This is a genomic window from Shewanella sp. YQ_9 (genome assembly GCF_043103185.1).
GTDB lineage: Bacteria > Pseudomonadota > Gammaproteobacteria > Enterobacterales > Shewanellaceae > Shewanella > Shewanella algae.
On record NZ_JBICJO010000059.1, the window covers coordinates 60,088 to 77,975 of the forward strand.

Annotated in this window: 12 protein-coding genes; 4 read left to right on the forward strand and 8 right to left on the reverse strand. The window is 54.6% G+C overall.

Annotated elements, in window-relative coordinates; all coding sequences use genetic code 11:
- Window positions 1-62: 62 nt before the first annotated feature.
- The 6 genes from ACF8D4_RS16140 to ACF8D4_RS16165 form a co-directional block, all read right to left on the reverse strand.
- Window positions 63-3,008, reverse strand: coding sequence for an alkaline phosphatase family protein (locus ACF8D4_RS16140; RefSeq protein ID WP_392465894.1), 2,946 nt, complete (start codon window positions 3,006-3,008; stop codon window positions 63-65).
- Window positions 3,009-3,446: 438 nt separating this feature from the next.
- Window positions 3,447-6,668, reverse strand: coding sequence for a carbamoyl-phosphate synthase large subunit (carB, locus tag ACF8D4_RS16145; protein ID WP_062793363.1), 3,222 nt, complete (start codon window positions 6,666-6,668; stop codon window positions 3,447-3,449).
- A gap of 23 nt (window positions 6,669-6,691) precedes the next feature.
- Window positions 6,692-7,840: a glutamine-hydrolyzing carbamoyl-phosphate synthase small subunit gene (carA, locus tag ACF8D4_RS16150; RefSeq protein ID WP_028780665.1), complete on the reverse strand. Its 1,149-nt coding sequence runs from the start codon at window positions 7,838-7,840 to the stop codon at window positions 6,692-6,694.
- A gap of 188 nt (window positions 7,841-8,028) precedes the next feature.
- Complete coding sequence (dapB, locus tag ACF8D4_RS16155; RefSeq protein WP_101059004.1) at window positions 8,029-8,847, reverse strand: 4-hydroxy-tetrahydrodipicolinate reductase; 819 nt, start codon at window positions 8,845-8,847, stop codon at window positions 8,029-8,031.
- A gap of 59 nt (window positions 8,848-8,906) precedes the next feature.
- On the reverse strand, window positions 8,907-9,524 hold the full coding sequence (locus tag ACF8D4_RS16160; RefSeq protein WP_044733924.1) for an FKBP-type peptidyl-prolyl cis-trans isomerase: 618 nt from the start codon (window positions 9,522-9,524) through the stop codon (window positions 8,907-8,909).
- Between the two features lie 158 nt (window positions 9,525-9,682).
- Window positions 9,683-10,477 carry a M48 family metallopeptidase gene (locus ACF8D4_RS16165; RefSeq protein WP_109248261.1) on the reverse strand — a complete coding sequence of 265 codons (795 nt, stop codon included), beginning with the start codon at window positions 10,475-10,477 and terminating at the stop codon, window positions 9,683-9,685.
- Between the two features lie 248 nt (window positions 10,478-10,725).
- Here ACF8D4_RS16165 and ACF8D4_RS16170 point away from each other — a divergent pair, with 248 nt between their 5' ends.
- From ACF8D4_RS16170 to ACF8D4_RS16185, 4 genes are all read left to right on the forward strand, one after another.
- A complete protein-coding gene (locus tag ACF8D4_RS16170) occupies window positions 10,726-10,926 on the forward strand; it encodes a DUF1656 domain-containing protein (protein WP_025009920.1) in 201 nt (66 codons plus the stop codon).
- 8 nt (window positions 10,927-10,934) lie between these two features.
- Window positions 10,935-11,798 (forward strand): HlyD family secretion protein, encoded by an 864-nt coding sequence (locus ACF8D4_RS16175; protein ID WP_054744779.1) that lies wholly within the window; start codon window positions 10,935-10,937, stop codon window positions 11,796-11,798.
- A 7-nt stretch (window positions 11,799-11,805) separates the two neighbouring features.
- Window positions 11,806-13,923, forward strand: coding sequence for an FUSC family protein (locus ACF8D4_RS16180; RefSeq protein WP_370629031.1), 2,118 nt, complete (start codon window positions 11,806-11,808; stop codon window positions 13,921-13,923).
- Between the two features lie 152 nt (window positions 13,924-14,075).
- Window positions 14,076-14,498 carry a MarR family winged helix-turn-helix transcriptional regulator gene (locus tag ACF8D4_RS16185; RefSeq protein ID WP_028780668.1) on the forward strand — a complete coding sequence of 141 codons (423 nt, stop codon included), beginning with the start codon at window positions 14,076-14,078 and terminating at the stop codon, window positions 14,496-14,498.
- 197 nt (window positions 14,499-14,695) lie between these two features.
- Here ACF8D4_RS16185 and dnaJ read toward each other — a convergent pair whose 3' ends face one another.
- Both dnaJ and dnaK read right to left on the reverse strand, forming a co-directional pair.
- Window positions 14,696-15,826 (reverse strand): molecular chaperone DnaJ, encoded by a 1,131-nt coding sequence (gene dnaJ / locus ACF8D4_RS16190; RefSeq protein WP_025009916.1) that lies wholly within the window; start codon window positions 15,824-15,826, stop codon window positions 14,696-14,698.
- 90 nt (window positions 15,827-15,916) lie between these two features.
- Window positions 15,917-17,830 carry a molecular chaperone DnaK gene (gene dnaK, locus ACF8D4_RS16195; RefSeq protein ID WP_219159019.1) on the reverse strand — a complete coding sequence of 638 codons (1,914 nt, stop codon included), beginning with the start codon at window positions 17,828-17,830 and terminating at the stop codon, window positions 15,917-15,919.
- Between the last annotated feature and the right edge of the window lie 58 nt (window positions 17,831-17,888).

Below are 17,888 nucleotides of genomic sequence, written 5' to 3' on the forward strand. Positions count from 1 at the left end.
GGCTTGCCAGCCATGGCGACAAAAATCTCTGTTTCTGTGGCACCGACGATGAGAAATTCATCTCAGTTAAGACTCGAAAGCACAGAGGGATAGCCCCAACCATTGTCTCCTACCTCGACCTGCTCACCGGTAAGGTACTGATACAAGGTCGGTGCCAGTGAGCCGTTATCCAGCGGCCCCAATCTCTGGCCGGGTTTGACCGTCTCGCCCCAGAAACCTATGAAGGCATCTTTTTCCAGATAATGCTCGCCCGCATGACGACCCGGTACCAGGGTGTTGTAGCCAAACCCCTCTTTGGGGAAGAGGTTGATGGTGCCGGCCCTGTCTTCATCATAGAGATGTGCCAGCTGCACCACAGCATCGGGTCTAGGACTCATGGCCGCCAGGCTGCGCCACTGCTCGGCGCTGCAGCCCTTGGCACTCCCCAGGCATAGTTCGAGCAGTTGTTGCTTGGCGGACAGCTGAACATCAGACAACGGCGCCAGATAAGGGTTGCTCTGAGCCAGTGCCAGCAGCTCTGGCGCGCCCTTAGCATCCAGCGCCTGATAACGGATAACGCCCGATTCACGACTGATCATTTCATCGCGGCGCTGCCCGTTTCTGTATCCCACCAAACGCACAGAGCAGCTATCAAGCGTACAATCGCTTTGGCGCACCACAAGATAATCCAGCGATTCCTGCAACTCATCGGCAAGTAGGCTGACCATATCCAGCGCCTTGCCTTCTCTGACCTTAAAACGGGTCAACTCTTGATACAGGGGTTGCAACTGCCAACCTCGGTCCGAGTTAAAGAAGTCCAGCATATAGTTGCCACCGGCAGTGGAGGCTATCACCAAATCTACCCCATGCAGTGAAGGCGGATTGAGGTTGTTGGTTATCTTGGGGCCTTCCCCTTCATCAGAGGAGATTTTGCTTATCTTGAGCTCGACCCCGCGTTGCTTGAGCGCATCTTGCAGCACCAGTTCGGGGTTAAGGGTGTGATACACAGGTGCCAAACCATGATCGCCGGCCATGCCCCACAGCGTCTGCGGATAGATACCCGCGTCCCGATACACCTTGTCCAGACGGCTGAGCCAGTAATCGAGCCGGTTAAGCTCACCGGTCGGCGCTATGATTTCGTCGCTGAACGGCCCCTTGAAATGGGCGAAGTGATCCGGCCAGGGGTTATAAATAAGCAGATAGTCCGGCATTGCCTGCTCACTCAGCAAGGCCAGCTCATTGAGCTGTTCATTGAGCTTGGCCCGCAAGCTCATGCGGGAAAACAGCCGCCAGGCGCCCATCTTGTCGTAGGCCTCGAGTTGCTCGCGAACCGCCGCCACGCTATGTTGCAAGCCCTTCTCGGCTTCGGCACGCAACGACAACTCATTGAGACAGCGCTGCTCGCCAAAATCACGGATCACTTCACCTAGCCCCAGATTGACCAGGGCATCGAAGCTGGTCTGGGCGTTCCAGTCATATTGGGCGTTACAGTTTAAGGTCTTGAGATAGTTCAGTCGGTCGAACATGGTGCGCATGCCGCGGCTCTCCGCCAGATTTTCGAGCTGCAGAGCATCATTGCCGAAGAAGTAATAGGCCCGGTCACGGGTGCGATCGACAAAGTGAAAATTGGGGATCCCTGTGCCACCCTGGCCGGACACTGCGGCGCCTGTCTTGATAATCGGCAGATTGCGCACACTGATGGTAGGCGTGGAAGAGATACCTCCTGTGGCTATGCCATTTTCACTCCGGCGGTAGAGTGACTTGAAAAACGGCAGATAGTACTGGTCGGTGGCGCCATCTTTCACCAACTGACGCAAAAAGTCCTGCTTGGGAGTGTGCTGCGGCCGCCCCATGGCTGACGCGGGCGAGAGTTGCGACAAAGCCGCATCCCTGGCAAGTACTTCTTTGAGATAAGGGCCGGAATTGGGTGCAACCAACGCCTGCATCAGTCCCTGGCTCAAGCCATCTACTGTTATCTGCACCGCTCTTGGGCGTTGACTCCAACTTGCCAGAAAGTCACTCAGCCCCTTGGGATCTTCCTTGAGACTGGCCTGCATCCAGGCAGAAAAGGCCTTGGCCCGCTGCGCCGGTAATGCATATTGGCGATAGGCCTTGAGCACATTAAGACGGACAAAGTCGATAAGGGTAACAGTTATCGCCTGCGCCTTGTTGTTTACCTTGGCGGCATTTTCCGCCTTGCCATCTTCAATAATCAGCTCGAGGGCGCTGCGCATATCCCCCTCGGGCAGACTGCCGACATACTTGCCAATCTCATTGATGATCAGCGGCTGAATGTCGGCAATCAGCGCCAGATCTTCAGGGCTATCGCCAAGATAGCGGTAATGTTCCGGCAGTTTCTTGCCAAGGGCCCAGTCATCATTGTTGAACAGGCGATCATAGACAGTCACCAACATGGCAACCAATTGGCGATTGAGCGTCATGCCCTCGCGTCTGTCATTGGCTTCGGCGGTCGGTTCGGTATTGTCTTTGACCTGCTCTTCCAGGCTGAACAGCGAATGCTGCCAGGGTGCGATTTGCTCCTTGCTGTATTGGCTCAGCAGATAATCCCGGAACTGATCCCGGTTCTCGGCGCGGCTGTATCTGTCGTAAAAAAGGTAGAGAAAATGCCCAAGGGGGATGCTGTAGAAAGGATCCGACAGCCGGGCTATGACCCTGGCCTTGGTCGGCGCATCGAGCGGCAGCGTTAAAATGTAGGCATCCAAGCTCATACCGGCAACGGAAAATATCGCCAGATCGCGCCCTGTGGTGACACTGAGCTCCAACCCTTTAAACAGCTGCTTTTGCAGCAGATCGCCGCCGTGATACAAGGGCGCCACCAAAGGCACAGTGTTGATATCAGCCCGCACGCCATTACTGCCAAGGCTCAAAGCCAAGCCAAAACTCAAGGCAAGAGCCTGTGCTTTGCTCCGCCGGTTAAACAGCCCTTTGACTCGCCCCGCAACGCTTTCCCGGCCCTTGGGCTCCTTTGAGACAGACTCGAGTATCATCACTTCCTTTCCCTGAAACATCTTGATTGCAGCATCTTAAATGAAACGCCTTGATAGTGGGCGAGTTTAGCAAGAGCTGCCAAGATCCCAAAGCCAAGGGAAGGTGCGAATAAGTCCTCGCGGCGTTCTTTTTTGTAGAGAGTGGCTTACACAGCAATTGGCGTTCAAGGCATCTGACTGAAGGCATGCCGGGGCCTGTCAAAGTCGGATAACGCAGAGAGCCGGTTGCTGTGCAAGCCCCGAAGGGCGTGGCTTACAGGCCTGCCTGCTGTGTTGTGCTTCTTACAAAGGACTAGGCCATTTGCTGCGAACCACGCCTTGCATCCAGGCCTGTAAGCCGACGCAGAGCACGCATGGGACCTGTTCGCACCTTCCCAATGACCCAAATCATCCGGCCTACAAAAAAACAGGCCACCCTAATGGGTGGCCTGGTCACTTTCAGTTACTGACTGACAGCGTTTACTTGTTGACTCTGGCGTGCAGTTCCTGCACCGAGGCAACATTGCTTCTGTCGTCGGCATCATGGGCCATACAGGTTGCAAAAGCCGCATTCATGGTGGTGGTGTAGTTCACCTTGTGCTGCAACGCACCGCGGCGCAGCTGTCTGGAATCCTCGATGGCCTGACGACCCTCCGTGGTATTCACTATGTAGGTGTATTCACCGTTCTTGATCCGGTCAAGAATGTGTGGACGACCTTCATGCACCTTGTTCACCAGGCGGGGATTGATACCCGCTTCACCCAGCACCACAGCCGTACCGTGGGTGGCATCCAGCTCATAGCCGAGCTCAATCAGCTTGGCCGCCAGATCCGAAACCCGCTTCTTGTCGCTGTGACGAACAGACAACAGGGCGCGACCTGACTTGGGCACATCTTTCACTGAGCCCAGTTGCGCCTTGGCGTAGGCTTCGGCGAAGGTATCACCCACACCCATCACCTCACCGGTAGAGCGCATTTCAGGGCCGAGCAGAGGGTCAACACCCGGGAACTTGTTGAACGGCAGAACCACTTCTTTCACTGAGTAGTAAGGCGGGATCACTTCCTGAGTATGTTGCTGTTCGGCCAGTGAAGTGCCGGCCATTACCCGGGCGGCAATCTTGGCCAGAGGCACACCTGTGGCCTTGGAAACGAAAGGCACTGTGCGGGCGGCGCGCGGATTTACCTCAATCAGGTAAATCACGTCGCTCTTGACCGCAAACTGCACATTCATCAGACCGACAACGCCCAGCTCCAGCGCCAGCTTGCGTACCTGCTCGCGCATCTCGTCCTGAATCGCCTTGGAGAGAGTGTAAGGAGGCAGTGAACAACCTGAGTCACCTGAGTGAACACCGGCCTGCTCAATATGCTCCATGATGCCGCCGATAACCACGTCCTTGCCATCGCAAACGGCATCCACGTCTACTTCGGTGGCGTCATCCAGGAAGCGATCCAGCAGTACCGGCGACTCGTTGGATACACTGACGGCTTCGTTGAAGTAACGGCGCAGATCCTGCTCGTCGTAGACGATTTCCATCGCCCGGCCACCCAGAACATAGGAGGGACGAACCACCAGAGGATAACCTATACGCTCGGCATCCAGTACCGCCTGCTCCAGGTTGGTCACTGTGCTGTTTTCAGGCTGTTTCAGCCCCAAACGCTCAACCGCTTGTTGGAAGCGCTCACGGTCTTCGGCGCGGTCGATGGCATCCGGGCTGGTCCCTATGATGGGCACACCTGCGGCTTCCAGGGCGCGGGCCAGTTTCAGTGGCGTTTGGCCACCATACTGCACGATAACCCCTTTGGGCTGCTCAACCCGCACGATTTCCAGTACGTCTTCCAGGGTAACAGGTTCAAAGTAGAGTCTGTCAGAGGTGTCATAGTCGGTGGAAACGGTTTCAGGGTTACAGTTAACCATGATGGTTTCATAGCCGTCTTCACGCATCGCCAGCGCTGCGTGCACACAGCAGTAGTCGAACTCGATACCCTGACCGATACGGTTGGGGCCGCCACCTATCACCATGATCTTGTCTTTATCGGACGGATTGGCCTCACACTCTTCCTCGTAGGTGGAGTACATGTAGGCGGTATCCGTGGCGAACTCGGCGGCGCAGGTATCTACCCGCTTGTAGACAGGGAAGAGCTCATACTTGTGACGCAGTTTGCGCACTTCACTTTCAGAAACCCCCAGCAGTGACGCCAGGCGCGCATCGGAGAAACCTTTGCGCTTCAGCTTGCGCAGGAATTCCTGGGAAAGACCGCTCCAGCCACCTTCCTTGACCTTCTCTTCCTGCAGTACCAGATCTTCAATCTGCACCAGGAACCAAGGGTCTATGTTGGTGATGCGGCGAATACCTTCCATGGACATACCGGCGCGGAAAGCATCAGCGATATACCAAGGACGCTCAGGGCCCACATCCTGCAATTCGTAACGTATCTTGGCCAGGGCTTCCGGCTCGTTGATATCCACGATAGGGTCAAAACCTGTCATCCCGGTTTCCAGGCCGCGCAGAGCTTTTTGCATCGACTCCTGGAAGGTACGGCCGATGGCCATTACTTCACCGACAGACTTCATCTGAGTGGTCAGGCGGTCGTTGGAACCGGCAAACTTCTCGAAGTTGAAGCGAGGGATTTTGGTAACTACATAGTCGATAGAGGGCTCGAACGAAGCCGGGGTCAGACCGCCGGTAATGTCGTTCATCAGCTCATCCAGGGTAAAGCCCACCGCCAACTTGGCCGCAACCTTGGCAATCGGGAAACCGGTCGCCTTGGAGGCCAGCGCAGATGAGCGCGATACCCTTGGGTTCATCTCGATGATCACCATGCGACCATCTTTGGGGTTAATACCAAACTGCACGTTGGAGCCACCGGTTTCAACGCCGATTTCCCGAAGCACCGCCATGGAGGCGTTACGCATCAGTTGATATTCTTTGTCAGTCAGGGTCTGGGCCGGTGCCACTGTAATGGAGTCACCTGTGTGTACGCCCATGGGGTCAAAGTTTTCGATGGCGCAGACTATGATGCAGTTGTCGTTGCGATCGCGCACCACTTCCATCTCGTACTCTTTCCAGCCTATCAGCGACTCGTCAATCAGCAGCTCATTGGTCGGCGACAAGTCCAGGCCCCGGGTACAGATCTCTTCAAACTCTTCGACGTTGTAAGCGATACCGCCGCCGCTGCCGCCCATGGTGAAAGAGGGGCGAATGATGCAGGGGAAGCCCACTTGATCCAGCACCTTGTGTGCATCTTCCATGCTGTGGGCAATACCGGCACGGGGACACTCGAGGCCGATACTCTTCATCGCCTTGTCAAAACGGGCACGATCTTCGGCCTTGTCGATGGCATCGGCAGTGGCACCGATCATCTCGACGTCAAACTCTTTCAATACGCCTTTGGCTTCCAGCTCCAGGGCGCAGTTCAGCGCCGTCTGGCCGCCCATGGTTGGCAGAATCGCATCGGGGCGTTCCTTGGCGATAATGTTGCGCACCACTTCCCAGTGGATAGGCTCGATGTATGTGGCATCGGCCATTTCCGGGTCTGTCATAATGGTTGCAGGGTTGGAGTTAACCAGAATGACCCGGTAACCCTCTTCTCTCAGCGCCTTACAGGCCTGGGCTCCCGAATAGTCAAACTCACAGGCCTGACCGATAACGATTGGGCCGGCACCCAGGATAAGAATACTTTGGATATCAGTACGTTTTGGCATTTTCTTCTATCTTCTCCCGGCGATTACAGCTTGACTTGGTGACGGTATTGCTCAATCAGTTCGATAAAATGATCGAACAGTGGCGCACAATCGTGCGGCCCTGGACTCGCTTCAGGGTGCCCCTGGAAGCTGAAGGCCGGCTTGTCTGTCAGGTGGATCCCCTGCAGTGAGCCATCAAACAGCGACTTGTGAGTCACCCTGATGTTGGCAGGCAGTGTGGCTTCGTCGGCAGCAAAACCATGGTTCTGACTGGTGATCATCACAGTGCCTTTGTCAATATCGCTTACCGGGTGGTTGGCACCGTGGTGACCAAACTTCATCTTCAGCGTCTTGGCACCATTGGCCAGCGCCAGCAGTTGGTGGCCAAGGCAGATACCGAATACCGGGATATCGGTTTCGAGAATTTGCTGAATCGCCTTGATGGCGTAGTCACATGGCTCCGGGTCACCGGGGCCGTTGGAGAGGAATACCCCATCCGGTGCCATCGCCAGCACTTCACTGGCAGGCGTTTGTGCAGGAACCACAGTCACATCACAGCCTCTGTCTACCAGCATTCGCAGTATGTTCTGCTTCACGCCATAGTCATAAGCCACTACCTTGTACTTGAGTTCTGACTCGGGAGTATCGACCGGCAGGCCGCTCTCCAAACGCCAGGTTCCCTTACGCCAGGTGTAAGACTTGTCGGTCGTCACTTCCTTGGCCAAGTCCATGCCTTTCAACCCAGGGAAGGCCTTGGCGGCGGCCAGCGCCTTGTCTACGTCCTGCTCACCCACCAGAATGCAACCGGCCTGAGCGCCCTTTTCCCGCAGAATACGGGTCAGCTTACGGGTGTCGATATCGGCGATACCGACTACCTTGTTGGCTTTGAGGTAATCACTGAGGGATTGTTGGTTACGGAAGTTACTGGCGAGGAGGGGAAGATCACGAATAATAAGACCACAGGCATGAACTGCATCGGATTCTGTGTCTTCATCGTTGGTACCGGTATTACCGATATGTGGGTAGGTTAGAGTTACTATCTGGCGAGAATAAGATGGATCGGTGAGGATTTCTTGATATCCGGTCATCGAAGTGTTAAAAACAACTTCTCCAACTGCAATACCATCGGCACCTATTGCTGTGCCGGAAAATACGCTTCCATCTTCGAGTACGAGTAAGGCAGACTTTGTCAACGCGACCTCCGAGAAAAGAGCCAAGCCACTGAAATATAATATTTTTATCTTTGTTTAAAGTACCAATTTCCGCTAAAATACGAAATTTTGACAAATTCCGAGCATCCTACACGAGAAATGGCAATCCGTCTATAGCTTGGCGGACGAATTCGAAAAAAAACCGCCGATTGGCGGTTTTTTAAATAATGTCACAGGGATTTCAACCCCAATACCTGTTGCATGTCGTAGAGCCCGGCATCCTGTTCCTGTAGCCAAAGTGCCGCACGCATGGCACCGTTGGCAAAGGTCATTCGGCTGGAAGCCTTGTGAGTGATCTCCAAACGCTCGCCCATATCGGCAAACATGGCGGTATGCTCACCCACCAAGTCGCCCGCCCTGATAGTGGCAAAACCTATGGTGTCGCGCTCACGCTCGCCGGTGATCCCTTCGCGGCCATAAACGGCCACTTTTTCCAGATCCCGCCCCAGCGTGTTGGCAATCACTTCCCCCATCTTCAAGGCGGTACCTGAAGGAGCATCCTTCTTGTGTCTGTGATGACCTTCGATGATCTCTATGTCGGTATAATCACCCATGACTTCCGCCGCCAGTTCCAGCAGCTTCCACATTAGGTTAACCCCAACCGACATATTGGGTGCCAAGACCACAGGCATCTGCTCGGCAAAGGCCTCAATCTGCGCCTTTTGCGCCGAGTTGAAACCTGTAGTGCCTATCACTATCGCCTTATGATGGCGGGCACACCAATCCAGATTGCTGAGGGTGCCTTCCGGGCTGGTGAAATCCACCAACACATCGAAGTCATCGGCAACCTGATCCAGGCTATCGCTGACCCGGACATGGAGACAACCGACTCCGGCCAACTCTCCGGCATCGACTCCCACCAGAGTCGAGCCTGCGCGCTCGATGGCCGCGCCCAGAATGATCCGGCTGGAATGCGCGGCCGCTTCTATCAGGGTACGCCCCATACGGCCGCTGCTTCCGGCAACCGCAACTCTGACATGTCCACTCATAACTTTCTCCACATACAGGCTAAAAAAATCGCCTGAGTCAGACTCAAGCGATTTTGGTATTACAGAATGTCCAGCAATTCCACTTCAAAAACCAGAGTGGAATAAGGCGGGATAGCCGCCCCGGCACCGCGCTCGCCGTAGGCCAGGTGATGCGGTACATACAGCTTGTACTTGGCGCCAACCGGCATCAATTGCAGCGCTTCGGTCCAACCGGCAATCACGCCGGAAACCGGAAATTCGGCAGGCTGACCACGGGTCACTGAACTGTCGAATACTTTACCGTCGATAAAGGTACCGTGATAGTGAGTACGAACATTGGAATCATAGCTTGGCTTCGCGCCTGAGCCTTCGTTGATGATTTCGTACTGAAGACCTGATTCAGTAGTCACCACACCTTCACGCTTGGCGTTTTCAGCCAGGAAAGCATTGCCTTCGGCAGAAGCGGCTTCGGCAGCCTCTTCCTGAGCCTTTTGCAGACGCTGGCTGATTTCAGAGAAAGCAACCTGCAGATCTTCCAGGGAAACAACACTCTCTTTGCCGTCAAATGCATCGGCCAGACCGGCTTGAACGGCTGGAATATCCAGACCTTCAAAAGAGTTGGCGGCCAGTTGCTCACCCAACTGGCGACCTACGCCGTAGCTGGCTTGTTGTTCAACACTGGTGAACTTATCAGACATAATCAGTTTACTCTCAGTTTATCTGTGAATTTTTCGCGGCACAGTGTAACACTTATCCGGGTCCAAGTGTTGCGCTTATTCGTATCCTTACGGTTTGTTCATTCGCCTGGCCTCAGTCGAAATGGGCTGAGGGCCAAGCAAGCCGATTTTCATACACCTCATCTTTGGCAAGAGCGAAACTTACCCTTGCTCGCCTGATAGAGCGGCATCATCTGCGCTTGTAAATCACGCAACTGGGCAATGCGGTTCTCATTGGATGGATGAGTCGATAAGAGCTCCGGCCCCTGACTGCCCCCCGCCTTGGCCATGTTTTGCCACAAGGTCACCCCGGCTCCAGGATCGAAACCGGCCCTGGCCATCAGCTCCAGCCCCATCACATCGGCCTCGGATTCCTGCGCCCGGCCATAGGGTAAGATATAACCCACCTGCACCCCGAGCCCCAAGGCCGCCATGTAGAGATCGGCGTTGGCTATCTGGCCCATCCCCAATGCTGCACCAGCCAACTGCATACCGGTATTGCTGAGTTGGGCCCGCGAGGCCTGCTCATTGCCGTGCTGCGCCAGCACATGGGCTATCTCATGACCAATAACAGTCGCCAGTTGATCTTCATTGTTGGCCACTTTGAGAAGCCCGGTATAGACACCTATATGGCCACCGGGCAGGGCAAAAGCGTTAACCTGATCCGAGTCAAACAGCACCCATTGCCAATGTTGCTGCGGCAACAAAGAGGTAATACGCTGCGCCACGCAGGCAACATAGGCACTGGCCGCTTTGTCCTGGCTCTGCTTCTCCTTTGCTTTTATCTGCTCGAAAGAGGCGGTGCCCATCTGGTTTATCTGCTCGGGCGAAAACAGTAGCATCTGCGAGCGCCCGGTGGGCGACTGGGTAGTGGAGCAGCCCGAGAGCAAGCCCATAAAGAGTATGGCCAGCAGGCCGAGAATTCGGTTATTCATCTTTTATCTTCCGGTGATAAAGTTTCCCGGGATTTTACCTCAGTGTTACAAGCAAGCACAGCTTGCCGTATCGCCAAAGGATTGACCGATTCAAAAGTCATTTCCGCTCACAGCCAAGGCGTGAAAAAAGTTGACCTTAAGCCTGTCTGGCACGAAACTGGTTAGCAGACAGGGATACGGAAAAACGCCGTTACCCGCTTATAAGTCACTCATTATCATTGGCCTTTTTATAGGATCCAACTCATACAATGCTTGAAGAATTAGCCTTGGGAGGATTGCTGTTCAGTCCTTTGGTTCTCTTCGCACCTCTTGCGCTCGTACTCTGGTTTCTGACCAGACTGGTCCTTCACTGGACCGGGCTGTATGCAAAAATCTGGCGAGTGGCCTGGTTCGAAGTCGCCCTGTTCGTGTGCTACCTGGCACTGATTATCTACCTGTTTGAGAATTGACACTTACCATGGCAAAAGTACTGCGCATCTCCATCACCCTGCTTCTCGTGCTGGCCGCCATAGTGGCCGGATACTGGATTTGGAATCACTACCTCTATTCTCCCTGGACCCGTGACGGCCGGGTGCGGGCCGAAGTGATTACGCTCTCGGCCGATGTCTCCGGCTGGGTAACCCAACTGAATGTTAGGGATAACCAGCAAGTCAAAGCCGGCGATCTGCTGTTTCAGGTGGACGATACCCGTTATCAGGCCACCAGTACCGAATTGGCCGCCGAACTGGAAAACAAACTCTATGCCTGGGAACTGGCCAAACACAAATATGAGCGGCGCAAGAATCTCACCGGCCGCGAGGTGATCAGCGAAGAAGATTTGGAAACGGCACGGATCAACACAGAGTTGGCCAAAGCCAGCTACAACCTGGCAAAGGCCAGACTCGACAGCAGCAAAATAGATCTGCAGCGCACCCAGGTCCACTCCCCCGCCGATGGCACCATAATCAACCTCAGCCTGCGTCAGGGCAACTATGTCAACCAGGGCAAGGCGGTATTGTCTCTGGTTAAACAAGGCTCTTTCTATGTCACAGGTTACTTTGAAGAAACCAAGCTGCCGCTGATAAAGATAGGCCAAAAGGCCAAAATCAGCCTGATGAGTGGTGGCGAGCCGCTCAGTGGCGAAGTAGTCAGCATAGGCAAGGCGATTGCCGACACCAATACCAATGCCAATGGCCAACTGCTGCCGCAAATTCAACAGAGCTTCAACTGGGTCAGGCTGGCACAGAGGATCCCTGTAGATATCAAGCTGGACCCGGCTTCAGAAGAACGTGAACTCAGCGCCGGAATGACGGTTTCCATCCAACTGCAAGCCGAAGAATAACATGGCCCTGTCTCCCACGCTGGCAGTATTCCTGACCCCGGACAAGCGCACGCTGATCTTCGCCACCAAAGGGGTGATAGCCATGGCGCTGGCGCTGACGGCGGCGCTCTACCTGGACTTGGAGCGCCCCTACTGGGCGCTGGTGTCGGCGGTATTCCTGCAGATGCGCCCCGAAAGTGGCCTGGTGCTTGAAAAAGGCCTTTGTCAGATAATAGGCACATTGGTAGGCGGGGTTGTCGGCATAGCGATTCTCAGCGGCTTTTACAACGCTCCCGAACTGGCCATCCTCACCCTGACGCTGTGGCTGGGTCTGAACTCGGCACTGTCGGCCATGGTGCGCCATATCAACTTTGTCTACGCCTTCGCTATGGCGGGGATCACCCCCTGTCTTATTGTGCTCTTGGTAATGGTCAACCCTGCCACCGCCAACAGTGAAACCATCTTCGCCGTCGCCCATTCCAGGGTCAGTGAAATCATAGTCGGCGCTATCTGTGCCACTCTGGTGAGCCAGTTGCTGTGGCCTGTCAGAGTCACCGAAGGGCTGCAGAAACAAACCCGTAAAATAGTCAACCAGACGTTGGAATACCTCACGCTGGAGCTGGATCTCAACGGCTCCCATGAAAACCGCCATCAACAGATAGATGCAATTCTCGAATCACTGGCAGAAGCCAGTGACGATGCCAACGCCCTCAGCTACGAGGGGCCGGAAGGCCCTGGACGCAGTCGCGCGGCCAATTTGTTATTCAACAAGGTGTTGTCATTGCTGGCCGTGATCCAGATATTCGGCCGTTTGCAGCGTAACCATGAAGAGTTGATGACAGGCACCCTCTCAGGGCTAATCCGTACCCTGAAAAGCAACTTCAAGGCGATGTCCGAATCGGACGATTTCCATTTCTGTTATGAACTGGCACACAGGCAGAGGCGCGAAATCATTCACTATCGCAACACTCATGCCTGTATCAGCCCACTGGAGTCGCGGCTGCTGAAAACCGCCTCAGAGCTGGCCAGCGATTTGGTACTGGTGCTGCGGGCTTTCAAGGCGTTGGAGTCACCGGACAAAACGCTGCTCAATGCTCCCGCGATGCAGACCCACAGAGATCCCCTGCTCGGGCTGATCACGGGTGTCAGAACCATGCTGATTTTCCTGATCGGCGCCGGTATCTGGATTGGCACCGCCTCCAGCGCAGCACTGATGATAATGACCATGCCTGTGATCTTCTCCATCATGATGGCCAGGCTACCCTTACCCCTTTTGAGTATGATCCTGCGGCGGCTGCTGATAGGGGTGATGATTGCCATTCCGGTCGCGATATTTTACGCCCTCGAACTACTGGCCCAGAGCAGCGGTGATATTGAGATCATGTTGTTGGTATTGGCCGGTCCCTTCTTTATTGGCCTGATGGCGCTGGCCAATCGTGCCACCCTGCCCTACGGCCTGGGATTTTGCATCCCATTCGCCATTTTGGTCAGCCCCAGCAAAGACATGACCCAGGCCTTTGCCATAGACAGCACCCTGAGCAAGGCGATGGCCATCTTTGTCGGCGTCAGCATCCTCTATTGGCTGTTTAAGCTGGTGACAGAGCCAGGAGTCAAAATGATGCAGCAACGCCTGCTCAACGCCACTCGCAAAGATCTGATTGATATGGTTAAACAGGACAAGCCTGAGGACTGGTTCAATGCCCGCATGGCAGATCGCCTGCTGCGCTTGGCCAATTATGAACGCAGCAGCCAGAGCAGCAACAGAACCCTGACCGACTTAGGCCTTACCGGCCTAAACCTGGGCCATGTTTCGGTGCGCCTGCGCCGCCTGCTGGCCAGCATCAGCGACAGCCAACTCGACGAACTGCTGCAAGACTGGCAGTTGGCACTCGCCAACGCCTTTATCCTCTGTTCCCGCGGCGAAAACCCACCCGAGTTCCGTGCCAGCTGCGAACGCCTCTTGGCCCGGCTGCAAACCGATGGTTTGGCACAGGAGCAATTGGAGATGGTTCAGGGGATGTTTGAGCGCCTGATAATGACCTTTGAGCGCAGTGCCGCCATGATAAGCAATGCCAATGCACCCGCTACCCAAGCTGAGTCTGCGCCACCGCAAGAGCAAGAGTCTACCTCCGAACAAAAGCCTTAGGTAAAGACCAGAAGCTCAGCGCCAGGAGTCATCAAACCAAGTAAAAAAAAACTTGCAAACTACTTGACCGCTCAAGCAAACAAACCAATACTTGCGCAATCAAGTATCAATAAAGCATTGGTCAAGTTAGTTTCATTCTAAAGAGGTTTCAGATGACACAACCCATTACGGCAAGTATTGCGCTTGCCATAACCGAGATACACAGCCAACTGCAACGCAGTCTGGCAGGCAGGCTGTCGCTGCACGGCATCAGCTTCAGCGAGTTTTTGGTACTGAGGCAATTGGCAAAGGCCGAGGGCAATAAGCTCAGAAGGATTGACCTGGCCCAGGGCGCCGGACTCAGCGCTTCGGGGATCACCCGCCTGCTTAACCCAATGGAAAAAATTGGTCTGGTAGAAAAGGAAGCCGCCAGCCGGGATGCCAGAGTCAGCCTGGTGGCCCTGACACCGGCGGGTACTAAGATTTTTGCAGAGGCCGAGGTATCGTTTCAGCAAGTCGCCGATGAGTTTATGTCACGCTTGAGTGAGCAAGAGCAACAACTGTGGCTAAGCCTACTCCATAAGCTGGGTGCCTGAATACCAGGGCTCTGATTACAGGACAGGAGCCCCGAGCACTGCAATTCTAAAAGTGCAAAATAAGCCGCCGGAAAGCCCAAACAGAAGAAACTGAAGAAGCCGCATAAGTATCGAACCTACCGTTAACGCTTCTCCGGGAATAGCCTAAAAAAAACCGATGCCTTGAGCATCGGTTTTTTGTTTCGGCCGAGAGCAAGTTAGCTATTCAGATCCTGAAAGAACTTTTTCACCCCGTCGAAGAAACCTTCGGCCTTGGGGCTATGCTTCTTGGATTCGCCGGTGACTGAGGCTTCGAATTCCCGCAGCAACTCTTTCTGGCGCTCGGACAGATTCACTGGCGTTTCCATCACCACTTTGCAAAGCAGATCGCCAACCGCGTGACTGCGTACCGACTTAACCCCTTTGCCGCGCATGCGGAACATACGTCCGGTCTGGGTTTCCGCCGGGATCTTCAGGCTTACCTTGCCATCCAGTGTCGGTACTTCCACTTCACCGCCGAGGGCGGCCTTGGCAAAGGAGATGGGCACTTCGCAATAGAGGTTATTGCCGTCACGGACAAATATCGGATGCTCACGCACTGTGACCTGAACATAAAGATCACCCGCCGGAGCGCCAAATTCACCGGCTTCACCTTCACCGGCCAGACGGATACGGTCACCGGTATCGACACCGGCCGGAATTTTCACCGACAGTGTCTTGCTCTTCTCTATGCGGCCATCGCCATGACACTTGCTGCAAGGCTCTTTGATGATCTTGCCGCGGCCATGACAGGTAGGACAAGGCTGCTGCACGGCGAAAAAGCCCTGACGCATCTGTACCTGACCGGCACCATGACAGGTACCACAAGTCGTAGCCGAGGTACCCTTCTTGGCCCCTGAGCCATCACACACATCACAGCTTGCCAGGGTTGGGATACGCAGCTCTTTGGTCAAGCCACGAACCGCTTCTTCCAGCGATAGTTCCAGGTTGTAACGTAGATCTGAACCACGGGCAGCTTGACGATGCCCGCCACGACGACCACCACCGAAGATATCCCCGAACACATCGCCAAAGATATCACCGAAATCGGCGCCGCCGCCAAAGCCACCGCCGCCACGGTTGGGGTCAACCCCGGCATGACCAAACTGGTCATAGGCAGCTTTTTTGTCTTCGTCGGTCAGGATCTCATAGGCTTCTTTGACTTCTTTAAAGCTGGCCTCGGCCGCCTTATCGCCCGGGTTGCGGTCAGGGTGATACTTCATCGCCAGGCGCTTATAGGCCTTCTTGATCTCCCGCTCGCTGGCGTCGCGACCGACGCCCAATACTTCGTAATAATCTCGCTTTGACATAATCTCACGCTTTCCAAGCTGGATTCACACAAGCGGGCGTTAGGGTTGCCCCGTAACGCCCGCCGGAATTAATCGAGTGTTACCACCCAATTACTTCTTGTCGTCTTTAACCTCTTCGAACTCGGCATCGACAACGTCATCGGCCTGGGCATTGCTGCTCTGGGCTTCGCCTTGACCTTGGGCCTGTTGTGCCTTGGCCTGAGCGATTTCCATCAGCTTGGCAGAAGCTTCGATCAGCTCTTGAGTCGCCTTGTCGATGGCTTCTTTGTCGTTACCCTTGGCGGCGGTTTCTACAGCGGCCATAGCGGCTTCGATCTTGGCCTTGTCGTCTGCTGCCAGAGCGTCACCGGCTTCTTCCACCTGTTTCTTGGTGGCGTGTACCAGACCGTCGGCCTGGTTGCGGGCACTGACCAGCTCTTCAAACTTCTTGTCTTCCTCGGCATGAGCCTCGGCGTCGCGGACCATTTTCTCGACTTCATCATCAGACAGACCGGAAGAGGCCTTGATGGTGATGTTCTGCTCTTTGCCTGTCTTCTTGTCTTTGGCAGACACGTGCAGAATACCGTCGGCGTCGATGTCGAAAGTCACTTCAATCTGTGGCATGCCGCGTGGAGCAGGCTCAATACCTTCCAGGTTGAACTGACCCAGTGACTTGTTGGCGCTGGCTTGCTTACGCTCACCCTGCAGCACGTGAATGGTCACTGCGCTCTGGTTGTCGTCTGCTGTAGAGAAGGTCTGCTGTGCCTTGGTAGGAATAGTGGTGTTCTTCTCAATCAGCTTGGTCATTACGCTGCCCATGGTTTCAATACCCAGAGACAGAGGCGTTACGTCCAGCAGCAGTACGTCTTTCACGTCACCGGCCAGTACACCACCTTGAATCGCAGCACCTACGGCTACCGCTTCATCAGGGTTCACGTCTTTACGTGGTTCCTTGCCGAAGAAGTTGGTTACCGCTTCCTGAACCTTAGGCATACGGGTTTGACCGCCCACCAGGATCACTTCATTGATGTCAGACACTGACAGGTCGGCATCGGCCAGAGCCACTTTCAGAGGCTCCAGTGAGCGCTGGATCAGGTCTTCAACCAGAGATTCCAGTTTGGCACGGGTGATCTTAACCACCAAGTGCTTGGGACCTGTCGCATCAGCAGTGATGTAAGGCAGGTTCACCTCAGTCTGAGTGGTGCTGGACAGCTCAATCTTGGCCTTCTCGGCAGCTTCTTTCAGACGCTGCATAGCCAGAGGGTCGTTACGCAGATCCAGACCTTGCTCTTTCTTGAATTCGTCAGCCAGGTAGTTGATCAGACGGTTGTCGAAGTCTTCACCACCCAGGTGAGTATCACCGTTGGTTGCCAGTACTTCGAAAGTCTGGTCGCCGTCGTTGCTGTCGATTTCGATGATGGAGATATCGAAGGTACCACCACCCAGGTCATATACAGCAACAATGTTGTCGCCCTGCTTCTTGTCGATACCATAGGCCAGTGCCGCAGCAGTTGGCTCGTTGATGATACGTTTTACTTCCAGACCCGCGATACGGCCGGCATCTTTGGTGGCCTGACGCTGAGAGTCGTTGAAGTAAGCAGGTACTGTGATTACCGCTTCAGTCACTGGCTCACCCAGGAAATCTTCAGCAGTTTTCTTCATTTTTTTCAGTACTTCGGCAGACACCTGAGGTGGTGCCATCTTCTTGCCATGGCTTTCAACCCAAGCGTCGCCGTTGTCGGCCTTGATGATCTTGAAAGGCATGATGCTGACGTCGCGCTGAACTTCATCGTCAGTGAAGCGACGGCCAATCAAACGCTTGATGGCAAAGAAAGTGTTGGCTGGGTTGGTCACGGCCTGACGTTTTGCAGGTGAACCAACCAGTGTCTCGTCTTCAGTGAAGGCGATGATAGAAGGTGTAGTACGATCGCCTTCGGCATTCTCCAATACGCGAGCCTTGTCACCATCGAGGACAGCTACACAAGAGTTTGTTGTGCCTAAGTCGATACCAATAATTTTACCCATGAGGTCCTCCGAAAAATCTTTTCTTTCGAACTGAATATGTTTATCTGATTTCAGATAT